Source organism: Sphingomonas sp. BL-S-05 (genome assembly GCF_055521695.1).
On the sequence record NZ_CM145499.1, the window covers coordinates 846927 to 873329 of the forward strand.

The 26403-nt window shown below is 65.3% G+C and carries 18 protein-coding genes; 9 read left to right on the plus strand and 9 right to left on the minus strand.

The features are described from left to right. The first annotated feature begins 276 nt into the window (after window positions 1-276). Entirely contained in the window at window positions 277-672 is a 396-nt protein-coding gene (locus tag ACZ1JS_RS03700) for a YbaN family protein (protein ID WP_465167765.1), read from the plus strand. On the opposite strand, the gene ACZ1JS_RS03705 is transcribed toward ACZ1JS_RS03700, so the two are convergent. Both ACZ1JS_RS03705 and ACZ1JS_RS03710 read right to left on the minus strand, forming a co-directional pair. Beyond that, the gene (locus tag ACZ1JS_RS03705) at window positions 655-1179 is read right to left on the minus strand and encodes a ferritin-like domain-containing protein (protein WP_465167766.1); all 525 of its coding nucleotides are present in this window, start codon (window positions 1177-1179) and stop codon (window positions 655-657) included. The two genes, ACZ1JS_RS03700 and ACZ1JS_RS03705, sit on opposite strands and share 18 nt — an antisense overlap. A gap of 122 nt (window positions 1180-1301) precedes the next feature. Further along, entirely contained in the window at window positions 1302-3875 is a 2574-nt protein-coding gene (locus ACZ1JS_RS03710) for an ATP-binding protein (protein ID WP_465167767.1), read from the minus strand. A gap of 227 nt (window positions 3876-4102) precedes the next feature. On the opposite strand from ACZ1JS_RS03710, the gene ACZ1JS_RS03715 reads away from it, so the two are divergent. From ACZ1JS_RS03715 to ACZ1JS_RS03725, 3 genes are read left to right on the plus strand one after another with little or no spacing between them, the layout of a single operon-like run. Next, on the plus strand, window positions 4103-4660 hold the full coding sequence (locus tag ACZ1JS_RS03715; protein ID WP_465167768.1) for a PAS domain-containing protein: 558 nt from the start codon (window positions 4103-4105) through the stop codon (window positions 4658-4660). After that, window positions 4653-8096, plus strand: coding sequence for a CheR family methyltransferase (locus ACZ1JS_RS03720; RefSeq protein WP_465167769.1), 3444 nt, complete (start codon window positions 4653-4655; stop codon window positions 8094-8096). Before ACZ1JS_RS03715 ends, ACZ1JS_RS03720 begins: the two co-directional genes overlap by 8 nt. Then, window positions 8089-8481 carry a response regulator gene (locus tag ACZ1JS_RS03725; RefSeq protein WP_465167770.1) on the plus strand — a complete coding sequence of 131 codons (393 nt, stop codon included), beginning with the start codon at window positions 8089-8091 and terminating at the stop codon, window positions 8479-8481. Before ACZ1JS_RS03720 ends, ACZ1JS_RS03725 begins: the two co-directional genes overlap by 8 nt. Window positions 8482-8517: 36 nt before the next feature. On the opposite strand, the gene ACZ1JS_RS03730 is transcribed toward ACZ1JS_RS03725, so the two are convergent. The 3 genes from ACZ1JS_RS03730 to ACZ1JS_RS03740 are packed head-to-tail and all read right to left on the minus strand — an operon-like array spanning window position 8518 to window position 11947. Continuing rightward, window positions 8518-9519, minus strand: coding sequence for a glycoside hydrolase family 5 protein (locus ACZ1JS_RS03730; protein ID WP_465167771.1), 1002 nt, complete (start codon window positions 9517-9519; stop codon window positions 8518-8520). Window positions 9520-9550: 31 nt separating this feature from the next. Further along, window positions 9551-11047 (minus strand): lipopolysaccharide biosynthesis protein, encoded by a 1497-nt coding sequence (locus tag ACZ1JS_RS03735; RefSeq protein ID WP_465167772.1) that lies wholly within the window; start codon window positions 11045-11047, stop codon window positions 9551-9553. Between the two features lie 60 nt (window positions 11048-11107). Next, the gene (locus ACZ1JS_RS03740) at window positions 11108-11947 is read right to left on the minus strand and encodes a glycosyltransferase family 2 protein (protein WP_465167773.1); all 840 of its coding nucleotides are present in this window, start codon (window positions 11945-11947) and stop codon (window positions 11108-11110) included. A 265-nt stretch (window positions 11948-12212) separates the two neighbouring features. Between ACZ1JS_RS03740 and ACZ1JS_RS03745 the strand changes: the two genes are divergently transcribed. Continuing rightward, window positions 12213-13124 (plus strand): hypothetical protein, encoded by a 912-nt coding sequence (locus ACZ1JS_RS03745; RefSeq protein WP_465167774.1) that lies wholly within the window; start codon window positions 12213-12215, stop codon window positions 13122-13124. Between the two features lie 14 nt (window positions 13125-13138). Further along, the gene (locus ACZ1JS_RS03750; protein ID WP_465167775.1) at window positions 13139-14344 is read left to right on the plus strand and encodes a glycosyltransferase; all 1206 of its coding nucleotides are present in this window, start codon (window positions 13139-13141) and stop codon (window positions 14342-14344) included. Between the two features lies 1 nt (window position 14345). On the opposite strand, the gene ACZ1JS_RS03755 is transcribed toward ACZ1JS_RS03750, so the two are convergent. The 3 genes from ACZ1JS_RS03755 to ACZ1JS_RS03765 form a co-directional block, all read right to left on the minus strand. Then, window positions 14346-15803 carry a tryptophan halogenase family protein gene (locus ACZ1JS_RS03755; RefSeq protein ID WP_465167776.1) on the minus strand — a complete coding sequence of 486 codons (1458 nt, stop codon included), beginning with the start codon at window positions 15801-15803 and terminating at the stop codon, window positions 14346-14348. Then, window positions 15800-17296 carry a tryptophan halogenase family protein gene (locus ACZ1JS_RS03760; protein WP_465167777.1) on the minus strand — a complete coding sequence of 499 codons (1497 nt, stop codon included), beginning with the start codon at window positions 17294-17296 and terminating at the stop codon, window positions 15800-15802. Before ACZ1JS_RS03760 ends, ACZ1JS_RS03755 begins: the two co-directional genes overlap by 4 nt. A 75-nt stretch (window positions 17297-17371) precedes the next feature. After that, entirely contained in the window at window positions 17372-20266 is a 2895-nt protein-coding gene (locus tag ACZ1JS_RS03765; protein ID WP_465167778.1) for a TonB-dependent receptor, read from the minus strand. Window positions 20267-20483: 217 nt separating this feature from the next. Here ACZ1JS_RS03765 and ACZ1JS_RS03770 point away from each other — a divergent pair, with 217 nt between their 5' ends. Next, complete coding sequence (locus ACZ1JS_RS03770) at window positions 20484-22187, plus strand: glycoside hydrolase family 13 protein (RefSeq protein WP_465167779.1); 1704 nt, start codon at window positions 20484-20486, stop codon at window positions 22185-22187. 3 nt (window positions 22188-22190) lie between these two features. Here the strand turns inward: ACZ1JS_RS03770 and ACZ1JS_RS03775 are convergent, their stop codons facing one another. Beyond that, window positions 22191-24518 (minus strand): bifunctional diguanylate cyclase/phosphodiesterase, encoded by a 2328-nt coding sequence (locus ACZ1JS_RS03775; protein WP_465167780.1) that lies wholly within the window; start codon window positions 24516-24518, stop codon window positions 22191-22193. A gap of 288 nt (window positions 24519-24806) precedes the next feature. On the opposite strand from ACZ1JS_RS03775, the gene ACZ1JS_RS03780 reads away from it, so the two are divergent. Next, window positions 24807-25886, plus strand: coding sequence for an SPL family radical SAM protein (locus tag ACZ1JS_RS03780; RefSeq protein WP_465167781.1), 1080 nt, complete (start codon window positions 24807-24809; stop codon window positions 25884-25886). Then, window positions 25883-26374, plus strand: coding sequence for a metallophosphoesterase family protein (locus tag ACZ1JS_RS03785; RefSeq protein WP_465167782.1), 492 nt, complete (start codon window positions 25883-25885; stop codon window positions 26372-26374). The genes ACZ1JS_RS03780 and ACZ1JS_RS03785 overlap by 4 nt, the downstream gene beginning before the upstream one ends. The last annotated feature ends 29 nt before the right edge of the window (window positions 26375-26403 follow it).

Below are 26403 nucleotides of genomic sequence, written 5' to 3' on the forward strand. Positions count from 1 at the left end.
ACGGCTCATCGCTTCGACGCGGCGAACTGTCAACGCGGGCGCCGTTCATCGGCGACGAACCGTTCGGCACATCCGATCAATCCACGCCCGAAACGATAATTCGGGGAGGTGTTAATCGATTTAAACCATGATCGCTGTCGCCGGACTGACGCGAATCATCGCTACGGACGGTCGAGTCCATCTTCCGTTCAGCTTCGCCGGTATCGAGAACGTCCCGCAGGCGTTAGGGTGTCGATGATGTTGCCACCCGTTCCCCAACGACCGATGCCGCGCCGGATGCAATTGGTGCGAGCGGGCTGGATCGCGCTCGGGGGGCTGTTCGTCGGGCTGGGGGTGATCGGTGCGCTGTTGCCGGTGATGCCAACGACGATCTTCATCATCCTTGCCGCTGCCTGTTTCGCCCGCGGTTCGCCACGGCTGGAGCGCTGGCTGCTCCACCATCCCCAGTTCGGCCCGACCCTCGTCGCGTGGCGCCACGACGGCGCGATCGGTCGGCGGGCGAAGGCGATGGCTTGCGGCGGCATCGCCTTCGGATATGTGCTGTTCGTCGTCGGCGCTCGGCCGGGCATCGGGCTCGCCGTGTTGGTAGCGGCGCTGATGACGGCATGTGCCGCCTATATCCTTACCCGGCCGCTACCGTCCGACCCCGGTGGCTCAGACCTTCGCGCCTGACGAACCCTGTTCGGCGTACAGCATGGCATAGCGGCGGGTGACCACCGGCAGCGATTCATCGATCCACTGCGCCATCGCCTGTTCCTCGCTCAGCGACTGTTGCAGCAATGGCGTGGCAGAGGCGAAGCCGCCGTCTTCGGCCATGGTCAGCAGCGATTTATAGGCCGCGATTTCAAAATGTTCGAAAGCATAGTTGGCGAAGCTGTTCTTGACGATCTCGTCGCCCGCAACGCTATGGCCCAGTGCCGCCATACCGCCCGACAGGCTCAGACCGAGGTCTTTGAGCGTCGACCCGCTGGTGTCGAAGCCGGCGAGCAATTCGTCGAGCCGGGCGATCTGCTCGTTGGTCTCGTCGATGTGCAGGCGCAACCGATCGGCGACCTCGGGGTAGTTCACGATCCGCTCGACCTGCGGCGTCATGATGGACAGCGCCTGTTTCTCGACCGCATGCGCGTTGGTCAGCCCGGTGACGAATAGTTCGCGGAGGATGTCCTGCTGGATTGCCATGTCGCTTTGCTCCTGAGGTCGGGGGTCGCGCGTGGTGTGGACCACACGCTGCGCTCCGACCGGATATTCCCGTCGGACCGTCCCTCCACCAACCGATGAGCGACTAATTGGTCCCGCTTAAATCAGGGTATTTCAATGATTTGGATTAATTCCGGCGTTGGGGCGCCGGTTGCGGAAAGCGCCGACAGGCTCGCCTGCAACTCGTCGTTGCGGAACGGTTTGGTCAAACGCGGGACGTCGGAATCGATTCCCGCCTCTTCGGCATAGCCGGATACGATCAGCACCGGCAGCGTCGGATGGCTCGACTTGAGCATCCGCGCCAGTTGCGCGCCGCTGATGCCGGGCATCAGATGGTCGGTGACGACGATGTCGGGGGTCAGTCCCTCGCGCATCATGCGCAACGCGTCCTCGGCCGATACCGCCTCGACCACGCGATATTGCAGATCGGTCAACATGTGCGCGGTGCTCATGCGGACCAGTTCCTCATCGTCGATCAACAGCACGGTGCCGATCCGCCCCGGCATCGCCAGCGTGTCGGGCAGGGGTTCGGCGTCGCAGATCGTCAGCGGGCTGACCGGCAGCCACAGGCTGACGACCGTACCATGACCAGGGGTGCTGTCGATCGTCAGGCCGCCGCCAAGCTGCGCAGTCAGCCCATGGACCATCGACAGGCCAAGTCCCGTGCCCTTGCCCACGCCCTTGGTCGAAAAGAAGGGCTCGATCGCGCGGCGGCGGGTTTCCTCGTCCATGCCAAAGCCGCTGTCGCCGACGCTCAGCCGGACATAGTCGCCCGGTGGAATGCCGGCGATATGGGTCGACAGCACGCTTTCCTGCCGCGCGGTGATCGTCAGCGTGCCGCCCTCTGGCATTGCGTCGCGCGCATTTACGGCAAGGTTCAGCAGCGCCATCTCGAGCTGGTTCAGATCGGCGCGCGCCGGGGGCAGGTCGGCAAAATCGACGCGCATCGCGATCGTCGGGCCCAGCGTCGATCCGATCAGCCCGGTCATGCTGTCGATCACCCGAGCGACGTCGACGGCGGTCGGTTGCAGCGGTTGCCGCCGGGCGAAGGCCAGCAGGCGCTGCACCAGCGTCTTGGCGCGCTCGGCCGATTGCAATGCGCCACCGATCAGCCGCTGTTCGCGCTCGGTGCCGACACCCTTGCGCACCAGCATGTCGAGCGAACCGATGATGGGCGTCAGCAGATTGTTGAAATCATGCGCGACCCCGCCGGTCAGGCTGCCCATCGCCTCCATCTTCTGGCTCTGTCGCAGCGCATCGCGCGCGACTTCCAGATCGGCTTCGCGCGCCTTGGCGTCGCTCAAGTCGCGGCCGACCGCGACGAAATTCATTCCGTCCGCTTCGGGCGCGACGGTCCACTCGATATGTTTCCAGTCGCCGTCGCGGGTGGCGATGCGATTTTCGAACCGGCACGGCTGGCGGGTCTGCGCCATGCCGGCGATCGCCGCCAGCGTCTGCGGCTCGTCGTCGGGGTGCATGAAGCTGGCATAGCCGCGCGACAGCAGCTCGGCTTCGCTCCAGCCCAGGATCTTCGTCCATGCCGGGCTGACCGCCGACATCATGCCGGCATAATCGGCGCGCGCCAGCATGTCCTGCGACAGGTTCCACAACCGGTCGCGCTCGGCCGACCGGATCGCGACCTGCTCCTCCAGCGTCTCGTTCAGCCGGCGCAGCCCCTCTTCGGCGCGGGCGCGTTCGACCGCGCTCTTTACGCGTTCACCGACTTCGCGGATCAGGTTTTCCTCGGCCTGCGTCCATGTCCGCGGTGTTGCCGACTGCACGGCAAGGACCCCGACCCTGTCCGTTTCATCGAACAGCAGGACGTCGACGAACGCCGCGACACAGCGTTCGGCCAGCCCCGCCCGGGTTTCGTCGTTCAGGTCCATGTTGTTGGGAATATCGCAGCATACCAGCGGTTGACCGCTGCGATAGGCCGTGAGCAGGCCGGGGCCAAAGGCGGCGAGGGAGTGGACGCCGGCGATGGAAGGCACTCCGCGACAATGGTCGCGTTCGACGACCATCATGCCTTCGTTGCTGATCTCGGCGTAGAATACTCGCGACGCGCCCAGCCATTCGGCGATGCGTTCGGACGCGACGGTGGTGATCTCCGCCCGTGTCGCCAGCGGGCGCAGCGCGTCGGACAGCGACAGCAGGAACTGGCTGTGGCGCACGCTCGCGAACCGTTCGGTCGTCTCGGCAAGGATGCAGATCACGCCCGCCGGCACGCCTGCTTCGTCGAGTACCGGCGAATAGTCGAGATCCATCCACACCTGTTCGGGGCGCCCGCTACGCGCCAGCGTCAGTTCCTGATCGCGGTATCGCAACGTCCCGCCGGCCAGTACCGTCTGCATCACATGATCGTTGAACGCCGCGACCTCGGGCCATCCTTCGCGGACGTTCGAGCCGAGCAGAAGCGGGTGCCGGGCATCGGCGAACACCGAATAGGCGTCGTTATAGAGCATAACGCCCTCGACACCCCATAGCAGCACGATCGGCACCGGCGAGCGGAGCGCCATGGCGAGCGTCGTCCGCAGGCATTGCGGCCAATCGTCGATCGGGCCGAGCGGCGTCTGCGACCAATCGTGCCGAGCGATCAACGTGGCGCATTCGCCGCCACCGGCGAGAAACCCCGGCGTGGCATGCGGGGCTGGCGCCAGCGAGACGGGAATATCCGACATTAGGAAGATCAGGGTCCTGGACTGGGGCGCGGTCCGTGCAACATGTCGCACTGACCGCTCGACGATATAATGCTCCTACCACGAATATGATCCGGATCATATTCTCATCCAAAGGTTGGACGTGTGCCGCGCCGAAATCTGGAAAAGTGATCGCTGCGGCGCTGCCGCACGGGTTGTTATCGTAGCGGATTTGCGCGTAATTCGCTGATTCGAAAAAAGGAGCGCGCGTGCAACAGGAACTGCCAGGGTCGCTCGTCGACTATCTACGACAGTCGCGCGTCGCGTTGGCACTCGCGTCTGCCCATGGCGACAATCATCTGCTGATGGTCAACGCCCCGTTCTCCGCGCTGACCGGTTATACCGCCGAGGACGTGGTGGGCCGCAATTGTCGCCTGTTGCAGCGCGAAGCGCCCAACGTGCAGCCGCGTGCCAAGCTGCGCGAGTTTCTGGCGCAATCCGACCAGACCAACGTCAGGACCCCGATCGTCAACTTCCGCAAGGACGGGACACCGTTCGTCAATCTGCTCTACATGTCCCGGCTGCGATCGATCGACGGTCGGTCGGATTTCATCTTCGCATCGCAATTCGACGTCAGCCGTTCCCAGCCCGAAATGCTGGCCGAATATGACGAACAGCTCCGCGCGACGCTCGGCAAGCTGGTGCCGATCGCGGGCGAAGCCGGGATCGTCGTCGAAGGTACGCTGCTGACCATCGCCAACAGCGCCGCGATCGTGGCACAGGCCAAGATGATGTTGTCCGATCTGGAGTCCGCGCGCGGTGCATGATGTGACGACGTCGCGCAGCAAGGCGGCGCCGCAGACGGCCGCAGTGCCGATCGTCGGGATCGGGGCTTCGGCCGGCGGGCTGGAAGCGCTGCGCGAGATGCTGGCCCCGGCGACCTTGCCGACCGGCCTCGCCTTCGTCGTGGTTCAGCATCTCGACCCCAATCACGAAAGCATGCTGGCGCAACTGCTCGATCGCAACACGGCGTTGCAGGTGCTGCAAAGTGCCGGCGGTGAGCGGATCGAAGCGGACACCGTCTATATCATCCCGCCCGGGCGCGGGCTGGCGGTGCGCGACGGCGTATTGGAGCTGACCGAGTTCCAGCAGCCGCGCGGGCTGCGCCGGCCGATCGACGACTTTTTCCTGTCGCTGGCCAGCGATCAGCAATCGAACGCAGCCTGCGTCATCCTGTCGGGCACCGGCGCTGATGGCACGACCGGGCTACGCGCGATCAAGGAGAATGGCGGGGTCTGCGTCGCGCAACAGCCCGAAAGCGCGCGCTATGACGGGATGCCGCTGTCGGCGGTCGGCACCGGCATGACCGATTTCGTCCGGCCGCCAGGCGAAATCCTCGAATGCCTGCAAAGCTTTTTCGAACGACGTCGCAGCGATCCGAACGAGCATGAGGCCGATGTCGTCGCCGACCATGTTGACGAACTGTGCCGGGTTCTGCGATCGACGATCGGCCACGATTTTTCGGGCTATAAGCGATCGACCTTCGTCCGCCGGGTCGAACGGCGCATGCATGTGCTCGGCATCGATACCGGCCGCGCCTATCTGTCGCGGGTGCGTGGCGATGCCGGCGAGTGCGAGGCGCTGTTCCGCGACCTGCTTATCAACGTCACGCGCTTCTTTCGCGATCCCGAAGCATTCGAGCAGTTGCGCGTCCGCGTCATCGAACCGCTGATGTCGCAGCGACCGCCCGACGAAGACCTGCGCGTCTGGGTACCGGGATGCTCGAGCGGCGAAGAGGCCTACACCATCGCGATGTTGTTCGCCGAGGCGGCACGCAAGACCGGCCAGCCGCCGGCGGTGCAGATCTTCGCGACCGATATCGACGAACAGATGCTCGCGATCGCACGCGAAGGCAGCTATCCGACCTCCGCACTGGTCGATCTGCCACCGGCGCTGCGCGAACGCTATACGGTTCCCCATACCGACCGGTTCTCGATGACGTCGACGATCCGCGACATGATCCGCTTTTCCAGCCACAGCGTGGTCAAGGATCCGCCCTTCTCGCGCATCGACCTGGTGTCGTGTCGCAACCTGCTGATCTATTTCGACGACCGGTTGCAGCAATCGGTGGTGCCGCTGTTCCACTTCGCACTGCGCGAGGGCGGCTATCTGTTTCTCGGGCCGTCGGAAAGCGTCGGCCGGTTCGAACATCTGTTCCAGCCGGTCGATCAACCGGCGCGGCTGTTCGTCCGCACGGCAGGTGCGACCAGCTATCCGATCGACCTGCCGGCCAACGCCCATCCACCGGTCGTCCGGCGCGATCGCGGCGAACGCGCCGACAGCCGGTCGTTGGCGAGTGAGGGGACGGCCGTCCGGCGGATGGTCGAACGCTATGCGCCGCCCAGCCTGATCGTCGATCAGGATGGTGGAATCATCTCGGCCTATGGCAAGCTCAGCCGCTATTTCGAATTTCCGGTGACGCGGACGGGCGGGAGCAGTGCGGTCAATCTGGCGCGCCCGGGGCTTCGCACCGTGATCGGCCCCCTGCTGCGACAGGCGCGCGACGAACGGCGGCGGACGATCGCGCGCGACGTGACCGTCCAGACCGATTATGGCAACCAGCCGGTCGAGGTGATCTGCGACCCGCTGGGTGACGGCACATTGTTGTTCGTGTTCCGCGAAACCGGCCCGTTTCGTCCCGCCGATAACGACGAGATGCGCGATCTCGAGGCCGGGCACGATCATATGGAGGCGCTCGAGGACGATCTGCGCCTGACCCGCCACCGTCTGCGTTCGGCGATCGAGGAACTGGAGACCGCGAACGAGGAGTTGAAGAGCTCCAACGAAGAAATGATGTCGATGAACGAGGAGCTTCAATCGACCAACGAGGAACTGTCGACCGTCAATGACGAGTTGAAGAGCAAGGTCGACCAGCTGACCGTCGCCAATTCCGATCTTCGCAATTTCTACGAATCGACCGAACTGGCTGTCGTCGTGCTCGACGCCGACATGAAGGTCCGCAGCTATACCGATGCGGCGACGTCGATCTTCCCGCTCAAGCCCACCGATCGCGGCCGTCCGCTGACCGATGTCGCCAGCCGGTTGCAGGGCGCCGATCACCTCGAAGATGCCCGTGCAGTGGTGGGTGGCGCCGCCCCCCGCCAACGGCGGGTCCGCACGCTCGACGGCCAGCGTATCTTTTCGATGCGCGCCTTGCCCTATCGCAAGCAGAGCGGCGACGTCGATGGCGCGACGCTGGTGCTCACCGACATTACCGATGCGCTCGCGCTCGAACGGCAACTCGCCGCCGAGCGCGAGCGGCTCGATATCGCGATCAAGGCGGCGGGCATCGGCGTCTGGGAATATGCGCCCGAAACCGGCGAACTGGTGCTCGATCCGGTCGAACGCGAACTCTTCTCGCTGAACACGCAGGACGGCGACGATATCGCCGCACTGCTCGACCGGATCGACGCGGCGGACCGCACCAATGTCGAGGCGGCACTGCGCCGCGCGGTCGAACGCAGCGGCGATTTCGAGGCGACCTTCCGCGTCCATGCGCCCGATGATCAAACCCGCTGGATCAAGGGTTTCGGGCGGATCGTCGCGGGTAGCACGCCCAAGCGGCTGGTCGGGGTGTCGATCGACGTGACGCCCGAATATGCCGTCGCCGAAACGCGCGAACTGATGCTGCGCGAGATGAACCACCGGGTGAAGAACCTGTTCGCGGTGATCGCGGGCATGATCACCATCGCCTCGCGCAGTCATGGCGACGTGCCGGGTTTTGCCGACGATATCCGCCGCCGTATTGCCGCACTCTGGGCGGCGCATTCGCTCGCTTCGCCGGCCGGACAGCCGCAGGCGGTCGGGCTGGACGATATCGTCGAAACTACGCTCGCGCCGTATCGCGATCACGCACGGATCGAAATCGATGGTCCGGTCGTTGCACTAAATCGGAATTGTCTTTCGCCGCTGGCGCTCGTTCTTCACGAATGGGCGACCAATTCCGTGAAATACGGGGCGCTGGGCAGTAACGGGAAGCGCGGGCTGCGCGTCCGGTGGCAGGCCGGGGACGGGGGAATTGAACTGACATGGACCGAGGAAGCGGACGGGACGCAGCAGCCGGCATCCGGCAAGCGTGGTTTCGGTTCGGTGCTGGTCGAAACCAGCGTGCGGCAATTGCGCGGCACGATGCACAATGTGGTTGGCGACGGGGTCTTCCGCCTGGAAATACGGCTCCCGACCGCCGTACTGCTGCGTGACTGACCCGGTCCTGCTCGTCGAGGACGAGCTGTTCATCGCGCTGGACGTACAGGCGACGATCGAGGCGGCGGGTTTCTCGGTAGAGGGTCCGTGCATGACGCTGGTCGAGGCGCAGGAGGCGGTCGATCGCTATAACGCCGCCTTCGCCGCGGCGGTGCTCGACGTACGGCTCGCCGACGGCAACGTCTTCGAAGCGGCGGACCGGCTGCATGCCGCCGGCGTGCCGCTGATCTTCCATTCGGGCCATGCCGACGATGCCGATCTCAGGCGGCGCTATCCGCAGGCGATGGTATGTCCCAAGCCCAGCGCGCCCGACACGCTGGCAGCGGCGATCCGCCGCGCGGCGTTGCGCGACGCCGACCCGTCGCGCCGCACGGCGAACGGCTGACCGTCCCGAACCGGGACGGTCGGCGCAGTCAAAGGGTTACTTGGCCCAGAGCGAGCGGATCAGCCGCCCATTCTCCGTGTCCCAGCTCTTGTTGCGGTCGCCGATGCTCTCACCGCGAAACAAATAGGTCTTCGACCAGCGCGGACCCCAGCCCCATGCGGCGCCGCCGACCACTTCGGGCGTGTTGCGGAAAAAGGCGACGATGTCGTCGACCATCGCCTTGCAGGTAAGCGGTACCGTCTTGGCGCGGCCGAACGCGAACTCCCCGACATAAAGCCGCATGCCGAGCTTGCGCGCCGCCTTTACCGAATTGCCCAGTGGCCCGGTCGGCGGATAGGGTCGGCATTCGGGCGTCGCCCCCGAACCGCCGCGATTGAAATAACGATGCGGCGACAGCCACGTGCGCTTCAGCGGGTCAAGGTCGGCCAAGGTGAAGATGCCCGCGCGGTTCAGGCTGCACAGCGCGCTCTCGCACGCCTTCTTCGGATGTTCGCCGCGATCGGCGCGGCCAAAGCCGGACCAGCCTCGCCATTCGAGGATCAACTGGTTGTCGACCCCGGCCTTTCGCAGCGCGTGGATCAGATCGCGGGCGTCCGGCCCCCAACTGACCCAGGTCCCGCCCTTCGGCTCGTTCTGCAGATCGAATGCGACCAGCGGCTGGCCACGATAGCGACGGCCCATCCGCAGCCAGAAGTCGCGGATATCGGGGTCGCCGATATTACCGTAGCTGTGCTCGTCGATGACCATCAGCATCCCGCGTGCCGTCCCCCGCCGGATGAGGGCGTCCAGCGCGGCAAGCTTCTCCGGCGTCTGCAACCTGGCGCGCTTGACGGGCAGGCGGATGCTCTTGGCGCCGGCATCGGCATAGAAGTCGATGTCCTGCGGCTTGACCGGCAGTTCGTCCTTGAACTCCATGCCGCTGACATTCACGCCCCACCAGCGTCCCTGGTCGAGAAACGCGTGGCTGTTCCTGCGCGGCGCGGCGGTGGCCGGGGTGGCCGATATGGCCAATGCGAGGAGGAGCGGGGCGAGCTTCATGGTCCGGTTCCTTCGATGGCGGGGACGGTCCCTATTTCACCGCGAACCGCCGCAGTCCGGTCAGCGTCACGATCTTGGCCAGCCCGATCGCATCGAACAGGTCGAACAGCGCGATGCGCGTCGTCCGTACGATCAGGCCGAACAGCAACGTGCATATGCCACCCACCGCGAAGCCGACGATCGAGGTGAGCGCATCGGACCAAAACATCTGGTGCGACACCAGCACGCCGGCGCCCGCGCCGATCGCGGCGACGATGCCGAGCAACAGCCCCGGCAGCCCCGCGCGAAGCTGATCGAGCGCGCTGACCGGACCCTTGCGGCCCGAGGCGAAGACGCGGACGAACGCCATCGCGATCGACGCCGCGCTGAACCCGATCGCGGCGCCCGCGATGTCGAACTGCACGCCGATCAGGATGGCGACGATGCGCACGATCATGTCGACCACGCCCAGCGTCCGCAGCTCGCCCGACCGGTTCTGCGAAATGAATAGGTCCCCCGCCGCATAGCCGAACCCGACCGCCGCCAGCGACGGCGACAGCAGCGCGAGGACGAGGCCGGCGTCATGCCAGCGATCGCCCAGCAGCGTGCGCACCAGCGGCAGCGCGACGATGCACAGGGCGGCCGATGCCGGGATCAGGAAGGTGCAGAGCCGCCGGACGAGGCCGATATAGGCGCTGCGATATTCGTCGGGATGCGGCCGCATCCGCGCGAGGAAGGGCAGGGTTGCCTGTGCGATTGGCTGCACGATGTTCAACGTCGGGATCTGGAACAGTGCCTGCGCGCGGTTGAACTGGCCAAGCGGCGCCGCGCCGAGAAAACGACCGATGATGATCGGTGCGGCATTGCCCGCCGCGAACAGCGCCAGCGAATAGATCGACGTGTTCGCACCGAACGCCAGCAATTCGCGCAGATTGTCGGGTTTGGCGGGACGGTCGGGCTTCCACCGGTTGCTGCCGACATACATGATCGCGCCGCTGACGAGCTGTGCGACGTTGCCCAGCACGATCGCCCACACGTTGCGATAGAGATAGGCCAGCACCAGCGTCGACAGGAAACCGATGAACAGCGAGGCGGAATCGATCAGCGCCAGCCGCTTGAACTGCAGGTTGCGCGACAGCATCGCCTTGTACTGCGATGCGATCCCGCTGAATAGAAATCCGACCAGCGAGGCGAGGATGGTCCATACGATGATCGGCTGACCATAAAAGTCGGCGATCCATGGCGATGCGATACCGATGGCGAGCGTCAGCAGCACGGTCGTCGACGAATTGAACCAGAAGACGAAGCTCATCTCCGCCTGGCTGATGCTGCCCTTGCGCATCAACGCGTTGGTCATGCCGAAATCGCGCAGCGTGACCGCGAATGCCAGCATGATGAGCGACATGTTCGCCAGACCATAGTCCTTTGGCGACACCAGCCGGGCGATGGTGAAGGTCGATGCCAGCGAAATGATCAGCGTGAAGGCACGCCGCGCCAGCAAGGCTTTCGGCCCGACCTGCGCCCGGCGTTTGGCTTCAGCGATATCCACCTGTCAGTCTCACTTTCATCATAATCTGGTTTCGCGATCCGAAGCAGGATCGCGGCTGCGTCAGCGGCGCAGGATGCGCTTCGCATAGCGAAGCGGCCCGTGCGCGCGGATCAACTGCGCGCTGAGTTTCAGCTTTTCGAACCGGCTCTTGGTATGGATGCGACGAATGCCCAGCATCGTCGTTTCCAGATCGCGCCAGACCTGTGGCGACATGCGTTTGCCATGCCGGTCGAGGAAGAACCCGATCCCCGCGGCACGGCGCAGCGACGGCGTGGCGATGCGGTCGCCCGGATGGAACCGCCATTCGGCCAGCGGTTCGGGATCGACGGCATAGGTGACACCGGCATCGAGCAGCCGGACGAAGAAGTCCCAGTCGTTGAATACGGTCACCGCCGGGTCGAATCCGCCGACCCGGAAATAGGCGTCCCGATCGATCACGAAATTGCTGCCGGTCATCGACCCGTTCTGGCGCAAGGCGGTGTCGGGGGTCAGCCCGGTCAACTGCGCGCGCGGCGTAACGGTATGTTCGTCCTCATGGTGCAGCAGTCCGCCCAGCGCCAGCTCGACCCGCTGTTGTTCGGCCAGTCCGACCAGCCGTTCGAGAAAGGGCGGATGCCACAGATCGTCATCGTCGAGGAACCCAATCCACCGGCCGGTCGCGGCCTCCGCCCCCTTGTTGCGCGAATGGCACACGCCGCCGGTTTCGTTCGCAATATACCGCACTGCAAAAGGAAACCGCGCATCCGCTTCGTCGACGACCGCCTGGGTCGCCGGATCGTTCGCATCGTCGACCACCAGCAATTCGACCGGCTGCAATGTCTGCGCGGCGACACTGGCGATCGACTCGCGCAAGAGATGGGAACGCAAGTGCGTAGGTATCACGACGGAGACAGCTTGCATGGCTGTTCGCCTAGCCTACCACGCACCGCAGCGAAAGGGTTTTGGTGCGGATGGCCGCGACGGCTTCTCCAACGGATCGGTCGCCCTGCCGCATTTCGCTATATTCCTGCAGCCGTCTTGCCTGTACCAAGCGGCCACTTGGAAACGGCTTGGCTTCGGGTCACGCTTGCGCCATGAGTTCGCACTTGCAGCATGGCTGTAGGGTCGATCCATACCGCGCCGGGGGCTTGGTGCGGTATGGATGTAATGAGGGAGGTGTTCGACCATGGGTGTGGCTGGATCGAACGAGCGGCTTGCCATTTTGATGATCGCGATCGGCGCACGGCCATGGTCGCGCGCGACGTCCGAACTGTTCCGCGATTACGCGAAGAAGTGCGGCGCGACGTTCATCCTCCAGACCGAGGAACCCTCGGAAGCCGACTTCCCGCTGCCTGCCATGCCCGACAGCCCCGGCCGCGCGCACAAGCGCGTCTATGCGCTGAAGGCGTTCCTGCCATGGCGGCTGCTGGCGCAGGAGGGCTATGACCGGGTGCTGGTCGTCGACGATTCCTGCTGCGTGAAGCACGACGCCCCGAATGTGTTCGATTTCATCGAGCCGGGCGCGGTCGGCCTGACCGAGACCAGCCATGCCCATGCCGAGCTGAGCTTCAAGGAAATCCGCAAATATCTGAAGGCGCGCGGCGAGCCGGAAATTCCGTACAATCCCGAGCATTATATGAATTCGGGCGTCATGCTTTACACGCGCGGCATGGCGGACGCGATTTCGCCCAAACGCATTCTCGCCGCGCGCGAAATGCTGTTCGCGGCCTATCCGCACCAGACGCTGACCTATTATCTGCTCAACAGCGCGAAGGTGCCGTTGACGATCCTGCCCAAGGCGTTCAACCGCCTGCCGGCATCGACGCTGCCGCCGGGCGAATGGACCAACATGACCGACGCGACGCCCTATCTCAGCGACGACGACGACACGTACATCTATCACGTCACCGGGGCGTTCAAACGGCGCGAGGTGCTGATCCCGTCGCTGGCGTTGCATCTGCTGGCCCGGACCGATCCGGAGCGTGCGCGGGCGGTGGCCGCGACCATGCCGCCGCCTAGCGAGGTCGCGCCGGCCCCGGTCGCGCCACCGAGTATCGCCCGCCGCATCGCGCGCAAGCTGCGCTCGCTGGTTCGATAGGGAAGCCTCCGTCAGTGCGTATCGCCTTCTTCCTTGCCGCCTATCCGGTGCTGTCGGAAACCTTCGTCATTCGGCAGATTCGCGGCATGATCGAGCTCGGGCATGACGTGACCGTCGTGACCGGGAAATATCATCCCGAAGTCGCGGACCCGTTGGCGGGGAAGGTGCGGTTGCGCGCGATCCGCACCGCGCGCGATCCGCATCGCTCGATCCCGTCGCGCATCGCGCACGGCGCGGCGGCGATGCTGGGCAGCCGGTTTCGCGGCACGCTGCTGCGTGCGATCCGGGCGGCGAAGGGCGGCTACAACGCGCCGCTGGCTGATTTGGCGGGCACGATCGGCCGGCATCTCGGCAGCTATGACGCGATCATCGCCCATTTCGGCCCGCCGGGCGTGCGTGCCGAATTCCTGCGGTCGGCCGGCGTCATCGACGGCCCGATCGCGACGATCTTCCACGGGCTGGACGTTACCGAGATCGCGCTCATCAAGCAGATGAAGCCCTTCTACCAGCAATTGTTCGCCCGGACCGAACGGCTGCTGCCGATCAGCGATTTGTGGCGCGAACGGCTGATGGGCTGGGGTGCCGAGGACCGCAAGATCACCGTGCTGCGCATGGGCGTCGATATCGAGGAGGGCGTAGTCCCGGCATTCGACACGCCGATCCAGTCGCCGCTGCGGGTGCTGAGCGTCGCACGGCTGGTCGAGAAGAAGGGCATCGCCTACGCCATCGACGGCGTCGCCAAGGCGAAGGCGGACATTCGCTATCAGGTGATCGGCACCGGGCCGCTCGAACAGGAATTGCATGCCGTGGCACAGCCGTCGGGCGATGCGATCGCGTTCCTCGGGCCGCAGCCGCACGGCCGGGTATTTGCCGAACTCGAACGGTCGGACGTGTTCCTGCTCCCGTCGGTCACCGCCGCCAATGGCGATATGGAGGGGATACCCGTGTCGCTGATGGAGGCGATGGCGAATGGCGTCCTCGTCCTCGCCACGCGGCACAGCGGCATCCCCGAACTGATCGAGGACGGCGTGTGCGGGTTGCTGGTCGACGAGCGCGACGGCGACGGCATCGCGGCGGCGCTCGATCGGATCGCGGCGGGCGAGGTCGATGCGGTAAAGCTGCGTCAGGCAGCGTTCGCGAAGGTCGTGGACGAATATAATAACCGCAAGCTCGACCGGCAGCTCGAAGCGGTCGTTGCCGAGATGAAGGCGGGTCGCTGAGTCAGGCGGGCGGGAAGTTCAGGGCACATCCGTCGAGAAACGCACCGATGTTCCGCGCGGCGTAGAAGTCCATGTCGTCCCGCGCGGCCTCGTTGACCGGCGGGAAGGCGCCATAGCCGGCGAGCAGGCAGTGCCATGACAGGTTGCCGAAATGGCTGCGTTGTCCCTGCCGCGCCAGTTCCTCAGCCACGTCGCCGCGTCGGAACCAGCGGTCGAGAATGTGCAGCAGCGGGTCGGACAGCGCCTCGTTCGCGGCATTCGCTCGCCAATAGTCGCTGTCGGTGCGGGTATTTAGCTTGTAATGCGCGACGATGTAGTCGCGCACGCCGTCCATCCGTTCGGCAGCGACGGCGTTGAACGCGGCGCGGTGCCGGTCAGTGCAGCCACCCTCGCGATAATGGCGGATGAACTGTTCGACGGTGCCGAGCACCAGATGCAGCGCGGTCGCCTCCAGCGGTTCGATGAACCCTTGCGACAGCCCGACCGCGACGCAATTGCGCTCCCAATGCCGCGCGACCCGTCCAACGCGAAAGGTGAGGTGCCGCGCCTCGACCGCGTCGCCGACGCCCAACGTCCGCCGCAGTTCGGTTTCCGCAGCGTCGGGCGACTGAAAATCGCGGGCATAGACATAGCCGTTGCCGAAGCGGTGCCGAAGCGGGATCGACCAGCACCAGCCGTTGGACAGCGCGGTGGCGACGGTCTCGACCGGCGGGCGACCGGTCATGTCGGTCGGCAACACGACAGCGGCGTCGTTGAACAGATTGTCCTTGAAGCTGTCGAACGGCACGCCCAGCGTGCGTTCGATCAGCAGGCCATGGAAGCCGCTGCAATCGACGAAGATGTCGCCGCCAATGGCCTCGCCCCGGTCGGTCACCAGCGCGGCGATGTTGCCATTCTCGGCGCGGCGAACCTCGGTCACCTTGGCCGGACGGTGGACGACGCCGCGCGCGACGGCCAGTTCGCGCAGATACTGGCCGAGCAGCCCCGCATCGAAATGATAGCCATATTCGATGCGGAACGGGAAGTTCGGCGGCGCGACCGGCGCCAGTCCCCGGGCGGACAGCACGCCGTTCAGCAGGAAATCGTCGGGCCGCACCGGTACGTCATGCCCCAGCCGCCGATTGCGGCAGTTGAGGACGAACGCTTCCTCGCTATGCACGTCGATCTGCGTCGTGAAAGGGTGGCGATAGTCGCGCCACGGGGCGGCGGGGCTCCAGTCGACGAAGCGGATGCCCGCTTTGTACGTCGCGCCACAGCGCGGCATCCAGTCGGCTTCGTCCGCGCCGATGATCTCGAAGAAGCGTTTTAGCGAAGGCGTCGATCCTTCGCCGACGCCGATCGTGCCGATCTCGGGCGATTCGACGACGGTGATGCTCGCATCGGGCCATGCGCGTTCGAGCAGAAGCGCTGTGATCCACCCGGCGGTGCCGCCGCCCAGAATGACGAAGCGTCGGCTCACGCCGCCATCCCACCGAAGCCGCGCAGCCAGCGGTCGTGGCTCGGCATGTTCGGCACCGGCTCGTGCTTCATCGCCGCCAACTGGCGCAGCTGTTCGGCCAGTTCGGTATCGGTCGGACCATCGGCCAGCGGATGATAATCGTGCGGCTCGATCCCTTGCCCCATCAGCACCTGCACCCAGGACGGTTCCAGGAAGATGTCGAGTGGGTCCTGCGTCAGCGTGCCGGTCGCGCGGAACAGCGCGACCTTGTCGGCCAGCCGGTCGGGCAGGGCCATGGTGCGGACATGGCGCCAGAAGTCGGAATCGTCGCGAATGGTCGCATGGTAATGGAGAATGATGAAGTCGCGCACCGTTTCGAACTCGATCCGCGACTGGCGATTATACTCGGCGATCTGCCGGGCGTCGAAGCCGGCATGCGGGAACAGGTGCAGCAGCCGGACGATCGCCGACTGGATCAGATAGATGCTGGTCGATTCGAGCGGTTCGAGAAACCCGCTCGACAGGCCGATCGCAACGACATTGTGGTCCCATTGCCGCCGGGCGCGGCCGGGGCGGAACGGGATGATGCGGGGATCGGCCAGTACCTCGCCATCGAGGTTGCCGAGCAGCAGGTCCGCCGCCTGATCGTCGGTCAGGTGGCGGCTGCTGTAGACGAGGCCGTTCCCGACCCGGTGCTGTAGCGGGATGCGCCATTGCCACCCGGCGCTGCGTGCGGTCGAGCGGGTGTAGGGCGGGGTGTCGTCATGCCGCGCGGTCGGCACCGCCATCGCGCGGTCGCAGGGCAGCCAATGGCCCCAATCCTCATAGCCGACATTCAATTGCCGCTGGATCAGCAGGCCGCGCGCGCCCGAACAATCGATGAAGAGATCGCCGGCGACTTCGCGCCCACCGCGCAGCGTCAGCGACGTGACGTTGCCGGTCTCGCCATAGCGCGCAACCTGTTCGACCAACCCCTCGATCCGTTCGACGCCGCGCGCTTCGCTGTAGCGGCGCAGATATTGGCCATAAAGTGCTGAATCGAAATGATAGGCATAGGGCAGGTGCCAGAGCGGGTCGTCGACCCGGATCTTGGCGAACTTGCCCTCGCGCGCGCACAGATAGTTGAGGTCATAGTCCCAGTAATCGGCGGCGATGCCGGCGCGCTTCGCCCGGTTCCAGTAATGGTGGAACGAACAGAAGGCGGTGTTGCGCCCCGCCGCGCCGAAGGTGTGGTAATAGGATTGGCCGATCGCGCCCCAATCGTCGAAGCGGATGGCGAGTTTGATGCTGCCGCGCGTTTCGCGCAGGAACTCGGCTTCGTCGATGCCGAGTACGGCGTTGACGTGCTGGATCGGCGGGATGGTCGCCTCGCCGACGCCGATGATCCCGATCTCGTCCGATTCGATCAGCGCGATGCGGACCTGCGGGTCGATGACCTTCGCGATCAGTGCCGCCGTCATCCAGCCCGCCGTCCCGCCACCGACGATGACGACCCTGTTGATCGCAGCGGTCATGCGCCTCTCCCTTTCGTGCCGGCACGACCTATCCCCGCCGGACGATGCCGGCGAGGATAGCATCACGAACCGGGCTTAGAAGATGGCGTAGGTCAGGTTCGCCATGAAGTTGCGGCCGAACTGTTCGTTGCGCAGGAACAGGCCCGTCTGCGAGTCGCGATAGGTGTCGCGTTCGTTGGTCAGGTTCATCGCCTGCAACGAAATGCGCAGCCCTTCGAGATAGCGGATGCCCGATCCGGCAAAGTCGTAGCCGATCTGCGCATCGATCAGCGTCTGTCCGGCGCGGTTGAGCGGGGCAATGGTGTTGCTGCCGCCGCGATCCTCCGACAGCCAGCTCGACCGGTTGTTCGCCGATACGCGCGCCGAGAAGCCGTATTTCTCGAAATAGGCCGTGCCCTGGAACACCCGCGCCGACAGGCCCGGAATGTCGCTGCCATTGTCGAGCTGCCCGTCGGTCAGTGCCGCCGATCCGGTCAGGCCGAACCCGTCCAGTGCCCCGGTCAGCAACCGCAGCGGGACCGATGCCTGCACTTCGACACCCTTCACATCGCCCTTCAGCCCGCCGGTATAGGTCGTGTCCACGCCGAGGAAGGTGGCGGGGGTGAAGACCGTCTGACCATCGCTGCTGACCGCGCGGTGATAACCCGGGATGTAGAATTCGGTGTAGTCGCGGATCGTGCTGTTCTGCACGTTCCAGTTGGTCAGCTTCTTGTAGAAGGTCGATGCCGACACGAAGCCGTCGCTGGCGAAATAATATTCGTAGCTCAGATCGGCCTGATTGGCCTCGTACGGGCGCAGCCGCGCATTGCCGCCGGTCGACAGCCACGGTCCGCGTTCGGGATCGGTGCTGGTCACTTCGGCGACGTTGTTGCGGAATTTCACCGACGATCCGGGGTTCAGGAAGTCGATGCGCGGCCGGCTGACGACCTTCGATGCGGCGAAGCGGAGCGTGTGGCCGTTACCGAGGTCGAAGTTCACGTTCATGCTCGGCAGGATGCGGGTATATTTCGCCCCGTCGGAGATCGGCGTCGCCTGCACCCGCAGGTTGGACGCGATCAGCGAGGTGAAGCCCGTGCCGCGCTGGTCGGTGATCAGGCCCTGCACGCCGACGTTACCGAAGATGCGCGCAAAGTCGGTCTGGACTTCGAAATCGGCCTTGATCGACGGTTGCCAGACCTTTTCCCGGATCGAATAGGTGTCGCCCAGACGATCGGGTTCGAGCGAGCCTGCATCCCAGCGGCGATAGAAGCTGCTGTTGATGAGGCCGAGTGCGTCATAGGCGACCACGTTGCCGAGCCCCGCCCAGCTGAGATCGGCGACGCCGCGACGGGCGTCCTCGGGGACCGGGCCGTCCGAGGGATAGGTTTCGGCGGTCAGGAAGAAGCCCTGATTGGTCTTCGACTTTTCGTGATCGGAATAGCGCAGTGCGACGTTGATCGACTTCAGGAAGCTGTCGTCGAAGCGATAGGTCGCCTCGATCCGCGCCGAATTCAGATATTCGTCGAACAGCGCCGAGTTGACGAAGCCGTCCTGCGCCTGTGCGAAGCCGATGCCGGCGGCACGCGCGGCCGGGGTGTCGAGTTCGGTGATCGGCGCAAGGCTGCCGCCCCATGACTGCGGCCCGGCCAGCTTCACCGCCGCATAATTGTCGAACGACTGGCTGTTGTTCGCGAACATCAACCCGCGATCGGTATAGGTCCATTCGCGGATCGTGTTCGGCCCCTGCGTCCGCAGACCGGCGCGTCCGAGACCCGAATAGCTTTCGCCCCGGGTATCGTTCTTGCTGCTGGTCGAACGCGACAGATCGAGCTTCAGGTCGAGATTGTCGGTCGCGGCATATTCGAAATTGCCGCCGATCACGAACAACTCGCCCTGCTTGTCGAGGGGGTCGCTGCGGAGCACCGAATTATAGCCGGTGGTCCGGGCCGAGGTGACGAGATCGCCATCGGCGCTCAGCACGCCGCTGCCGTCCGACGCGACCGGCAGCTGTTCGATGAAGCCGCGCGAGATACCCGTGTCGGCAAAGTCGATGTACAGTGCGTCGACCGTTGCGGTGAACTTGTCGTCCGGGCGCCACTGCACCACGCCGGCAAGCGTGTTGCGCTTGAGCACACGCGACCGCGCCGCCGCTTCATAGCCCGACACGACTTGCTTGCCGGCATTCGGCCCGGACGCGATCGCGCCGTCGTCATAGCCCCAGACGCTCGAAAATTCGTTCTGCACCGGCGACGACGTCGTGGCGGCGGTCAGCGCGACACCGATCGTGTCGTTGGCGAACTTGTCGCTGTACGACAAGGCGAAGCGATAGCCGCGATTCGAGAAATCGGGGTTGCGCGACGGCTGGCCATTTTGTTCGAAGCTGCCGTTCGCGATCAGCGCGCGCTTGCGCTCCAGCGGTCGGACGGTGCGGATGTCGACGGTACCGCCAACGCCCATCGCGGTCAGCGCGGCATCAGGCGTCTTGTAGACGACGGCGGCGCTGACGATTTCGGCGGGGTAAAGGTCATATTCGACGCCGCGATTGTCGCCGATGCCGATCAACTCGCGCCCGTTCAGCGTCGTGCCGACGAAATCCTCGCGGAAGCCGCGGACCGAAATACCACTGATCCGGCCCGAGCGGCGTTCACCCGCCAGACCGGCGAGGCGGCCGAGCGAATCCGCAACGCTCGACTGGGGCAGCTTGCCGATATCTTCGGCCGAGACCGCTTCGACGACCGAGCTGTTGTTGCGCTTCAGCGACTGCGCGCGCTCGAGGCTGGCGCGAAGGCCGGTGACGACGATGTCTTCGGACGGCGCTTCGTCGGTGGCGGGGGCGGTGTCGCTCTGGTCGCCGACCGGCGGCTGCGTAACCGGTGCTGCCGGATCGACCGGCGGGACGACCGTGGTGCCGGCGGTCTGCGCCGATGCCGACGCCGCCGCCAGCAGCGCGAGCGCCGCGGTCGAGCAGGCGAGCTTGTGCCGTGAAGTCATCGTGTATCCCCTCCTGAAATTTTCTTTATGCGGTCTTGTGCCGTGGCGACTTCCCGCGTTCCCGCCGTGATATGCAATACCACAATCGTTTGCAAATGATTGTTTACGCATACGTATTCGTAAGCTACGCCGTTGTCGCCAATGCATCGCACCGGTAACGTCGGTGATATAAATCGATTGCACCGCGAAGGTGTTCGGAATGTGGAGAGGGACTGCTATGCGTAATAGCATCTATAGTGCGATGTTGCTTGCCGCGACTGTTCTTCCGGTGGCGGGCGCATCGGCGCAGGATCACGCCACTGCGTCCCGTTCGACCGTGACGACTGCTTCGACGGCCGCGCCATGGTGGCAGCATGCGACGATCTACGAAATCTATCCGCGCAGTTTTCAGGACAGCGACGGGGACGGGATCGGCGACCTGCGCGGCATCACGTCGCGGCTGGATTACTTTCAGTCGCTAGGGCTCGATGCGATCTGGATCACGCCGTTCTTCAAATCGCCCAATGCCGATTTCGGCTATGACGTTTCGGATTACACCGCGATCGATCCGCAATATGGCACCATGGCCGATTGGGACACGCTGGTCGCCGAGGCACGCAAGCGCGGTATCCGCGTGCTGGTCGATCTGGTCGTCAACCACAGCTCGGCCGAACATGCCTGGTTCAAGGAATCGCGCAGTTCCCGCACCAATGCCAAGGCCGACTGGTATGTCTGGCGCGACGGCACGCCGGACAAGCCGCCGACCAACTGGAAATCGATCTTCGGCGGGCCGAGCTGGACGTGGGACCCGACCCGCAAGCAATGGTATTACCACATCTTCCTGTCGCAACAGCCCGATCTCAACTGGGCCAATCCCCAGTTGAAGCAGGCGATGTTCGACGTCGTGCGCTTCTGGCTGGACCATGGTGCATCGGGCTTCCGCCTCGATGCGACACCCTATCTGTTCGAGGACAGCAACTGGCCGCAGGACCCGAACCCCGACGCCGACCCGGTGTGGCTGAAACCCTATAATTCCCAGCTACCCGGCACCAACCAGGTGCTGCGCGAAATGCGCAAGGTCGTCGATTCCTATCCGGGCGACCCGATCCTGCTCGGTGAATCCTCGACCCGTTCGATCGAACAGCTCCGCGCGGTCTATGGCAAGGACAAGGACGAAATCCACCTGCCGATGAACTTCCTCGTCGGCAACATCACCAAATTGGACGCGGCCGAACTGAAGCGCCGTTATGACGAGGCGGCAACCAAGCTCGACGGGCTGACCCCGGTCGAATTCTTCAGCAACCACGACCAGTCGCGCCAGTGGAGCGAGTTCGGCGACGGTGTGAACAATGATCGCATCGCCAAGCTGTCGGCGGCGCTGACCCTGCTCAATCCCGGCGTCGCGCTGCTTTATTACGGCGAGGAGATCGGCATGGGCGACGCCGACAAGGCGACGCTGGCGCAGACGCCGATCGGACCGAAACGCCCGCGCACCGACGATCGCGATCGCGCGCGGACCCCGATGCAATGGAGCGCCGCTCCGCAGGCGGGCTTCACCACCGGCACCCCGTGGCTGCCGGTCGCGCAAGGCTATCGCACGCACAATGTCGCGGCGGAGGAACGCGATGCCGCGTCGCTGCTCAACTGGTATCGCAGCCTGACGAAACTGCGCCGGACCGATCCGACCTTCCGCACCGGACGCTACATCCCGCTCGACAGCGGCGACCCGGCGGTCTTCGCCTTCGCCCGCGCCAATCCCGATGGCAGCGGCGCGCTGGTGCTGACCAATATCAGCGCGACGGCCCGCACCGCCGCGCCGGTCGGCTGGACCGGTGCCGTTCCGCAATTCGGCGAACGCAGTTGCGCATCGGGGGCGGGGCAGGGCGGCATGACGCTGGCACCATGGGACAGCTGCATCGTCCGCTTCCGCACGGCGCGATAGCCGTCAGGCGCGGCGGGCCTCGCGACGGGCCGGGCGGGTGTCGATCACCGCGCCCGGTCGCCCGAACAGATAGCCCTGCGCCAGCGTGCATCCCTCTTCCTGCAACATCGCGCGTTGCGCCTCGTTCTCGACGCCTTCGCCCACCACCGGCAGGTTCAGCCCCTTGCCCAGCCCGGCGATGGCCCGGACGATCGACCGCGCCGCCTCGTCCTCGTGCATTGCCGATACGAAGCTGCGGTCGATCTTGAGCTTGTCGAACGGAAAGGTTCGCAGGTTGCTGAGCGACGAATAGCCGGTTCCGAAATCGTCCATCGCGATTCGCACGCCCAGCGAACGAATGTCGCGCAGGATGCCGAGCGATACCTCGCGGTCGCGCAGCAGCGCCGATTCGGTGATCTCCAGTTCGAGCCGCGTCGGGTCCAGCCCGCTGTCGCGCAGCGCCGTGCGGACCAGATCGGGCAGCGTCGGCACGCGCAACTGCACCGGCGACACGTTGACCGCGACCGTCAGGTGCGGCGCCCAGCCGGCGGCATCGCGGCACGCCTCGAACAACACCCATTCGCCGATCGCCATGATCGTGCCGGCTTCCTCGGCGACCGGGATGAACAGCGATGGCGGGACCGGGCCGCGTTCGGGATGTTGCCAGCGCAGCAGCGCCTCATAGCCGACGATCGCGCCGTTCGCGGTCGCGACCAGCGGCTGATACACCAGCTTCAACTGCTTGCGGCAGATCGCGTGGCGCAGATCATGTTCGAGGCTGCGGCGGTCGCGCGCGTCGCGATCCATCGCCGCGTCGAAGAAGGAGGCGGTGCCGCGCCCGTCCTGTTTCGCCCGGTACAGCGCGACATCGGCATTGTGGCGCAGCGTTTCGGGATCGCTGCCGTCCTGCGGATAGGTGACGACGCCGAGACTGCACCCGACCGCCATCGGGTCGCGCGCCGAATCCATTTCGGCGGCGAAGCCGGCAAGGATCCGCCCGGTCAGGCGGCGGCTGTCGTCGGCGGAATCGATATCGCGTTGCAGGACGACGAACTCGTCGCCGCCGACCCGCGCGACCAGATCACGCGCGCTGACCGCCTGGTCGAGGATGCGCGCGACCCGGATCAGGATATCGTCGCCCGCGGCATGGCCGAACAGGTCGTTGACCGCCTTGAACCGGTCGAGATCGACCGCGATCAGCCCGAACGGCGCGTCCGACCGAACTGCCTCCAGCAGCGCGATGTCGAAGGCGGCACGGTTGACCAGTCCGGTCAACGGATCGTGCGATGCCAGATGCTCGATCGCCCGCTGCGCCCGCGCCGTTTCGGTCAGGTCGCGGATCGCGATCACCGTCGCCGCCCGCGCCTGATATTCGATCTCGCGCGATGCGAGTTCGATCCGCTGATCCTCGACCATGCTGTCCCTGATGCCGACGCACAGCCGTTCTCCCGGTTCGAACGCAAGCGCCCGGCCGGCCGGGGGTTCGAACCACGTCGCCGGATCGGTTCCGATCAGCCGCCCGCGATCGACGTCGAGCAGCGCGCATGCCCGCTCATTGGCTTCCAAAATCGTCCCTTCGCGGACGATCAACAGACCCTCCGACGTCGCATCGGCAAGGCCGCGCAGGTCGGTTAGGAACCGGTCGACCACCGTCGCCGCTGCCGTCAGCCCGATCAGCAGGAACGTCACCGCCGCGACCCATTCCGACAGCTCCATATGGCTGTGATTCATGCCCGGCATCGCCGTCACCGGGGTGCGGACCGTCACCGACGCCATCGCGACGAAGTGAATGGTTCCGGTCGCAATGACCATGGCGAGCGCGGGCAGGATGTGGCGCAGGCTCCCCTGACCCCGCCTGAGGCCGGCAAAGGCGCTTGCCATCAGCAGCCAGCCGAACAGCGCGGCAACCGCGATCGGGCGATAGTCGGTCTCGATCCCGACCGGCTCGGCGATCGCGGCCATGCCGGTCAGGTGCATGCCGATGATACCGCCAGTCGCGATCGCGGCACCCGCCGCGATACCCGACCGGCGCGGGGCGCGCTGCAGCAGCAGGAACGCCGCACCGAAGCAGGCGATCGCGATCATCGCCGACAGGGCAGTGAACATCCGTTCGAATTGCAGATGCGCCGCGCTGCGAAACCCGATCATCGAGATGAAATGCGTCGACCATACCCCGATGCCGGCAGTCAACGCCGCCGATGCCAGCCAAAGTCTCCGTCGACCGACCATGCATTCGAACGATCGCCGCAACTGCGCGAACGCCGACAATGCGCTGACGACACAAACCACGATGGCGAGCAAGATCACCCGTTGGTCGTGATGGGTCACGATGCAGTCGAACAGATGGTACATTCGGCGAGGATCCCGACCGCCATAGTTGCAATCCGTTACAGGTCGCATGAAATGTATTAAACGGCAGTATACAGCATCTTTTGCCCCAAGTAGCGCGGATCGGGACAAGATCTGCGCGGCAAATTACGTAGAATATTCGCGAAATACTGAAAACGTCGCCAGCCGATGTTGCCCGCGATCGATCGATACCACCCCGTGGACGACGATGCGGCGTCGCGACTCGGTCGGTAACGCAGATACCGCGCGTCCGGCGGGGGAGCGACCGGCGGTGCCGAACGTTGGGCCGCCATGGCCACCACCCCGAAGCTCAAACCAACCCTGTGGCGTCCGCACCGGTTGCTCGTCACGCGGGCGTCGATGGGGTTCGCACATGGTCGCACCATCGCCGAACGCGCCGCTGCGCTGGGGGTGGAGGTCGTGCTGCTGCCCGGCGACCGGCTCGCGCTCGACCTGCCCGACGATCCGCGGCGCGCCTATGCACAGGCGAAATCGACGCTGGCGGTGGTCGTCGCGCCGCCTTCGAAGCGCAAGCTGCAACCGATCGCGCCCAGCGCCGACTGGCGGGTCGATCTGGCGGAGGGTTGCCCGGCGCATTGCGGCTATTGCTATCTTGCCGGCTCGCTGAAAGGGCCGCCGATTACCCGCGTCTATGCCAATCTTGATGAGATACTGGACGGATTGCCTGCCTATCTCGGGCAGGGCAGCGTCACCTCGCGCAATCGCGACCGCGCGCAGGAGGGGACGACGTTCGAAGCCTCCTGCTACACCGATCCGCTCGCGCTCGAACCGATCACCGGCGCGCTGTCGGCGATGGTCGCATGGTTCGGCCGGTGGGACGCGCCGGTGCAGCTGCGGTTCACGACCAAGTTCGCCGGGGTCGATCCGCTGCTCGACCTCGACCATCAGCGCCGCACCCGGATGCGCGCGTCGATCAACCCGAGCGCCTTTGCCCGGTTCGAAGGGGGCACCGATCGCGTCGCCGCGCGACTGGCGGCATTGGCGCGGATGGCGGCGGCGGGCTATCCGGTCGGGCTGACCATCGCCCCGATCATCGCGGCGGAGGGTTGGCGCGAAGCCTATGGATCGCTCATCGCCGATGCCGCGGCGGCGCTGGCGACCGTGCCGGGGATCGATTTGACGATCGAGCTCATCACCCATCGCTTCACGGCGGGGTCGAAGGCGGTGCTGGACAACTGGTATCCCGGATCGTCGCTCGATATGGGGACGGCGAACCGGACGACCAAGCGCACCAAGTTCGGCGGCGAGAAACAGGTCTATGACGCGGCGACGATGCGGATGCTGCGCGACTTCTTTGCCGAACATATTGCGGCGCTACTGCCGCAGGCGCGGGTGCTGTACTGGACATGACGGTCTTCTTCACCGGCGATACGCATTTCGGCGACCATCGCACGATCAATATCCACAAACGCCCCTTCGCGACGGTGGCGGAGATGGACGCGCTGCTGATCGAACGCTGGAACGCGACCGTCGGACCGGACGACATCGTCTGGCATCTGGGCGACGTCGCGCGCCGTCCGGGCGACGTTCCCGCCTTGCTCGCCCGCTTGCACGGTACCAAGCACCTGTTGCGCGGCAACAACGATCCCGACGCGACCCTCGCAGCGGCCGGGTGGGCGAGCACCGGCGACTATGCCGAGATCGATCTCGATGGTCACCGCCTCGTCCTGTGCCACTACCCGTTTCGGAGCTGGAACGGGCAGCACAAGCGCGCGATCAACCTCCATGGCCATAGCCACGGGCGGCTCAAACCGATGCTGCGCCAGTTCGACGTCGGTGTCGACGTCCACGGTTTCGCGCCGGTCCGGCTCGATGCGCTGTTGGGCAAGCGAAGCTAATTGGCGACGATAACGGGGGCTGCGCATCG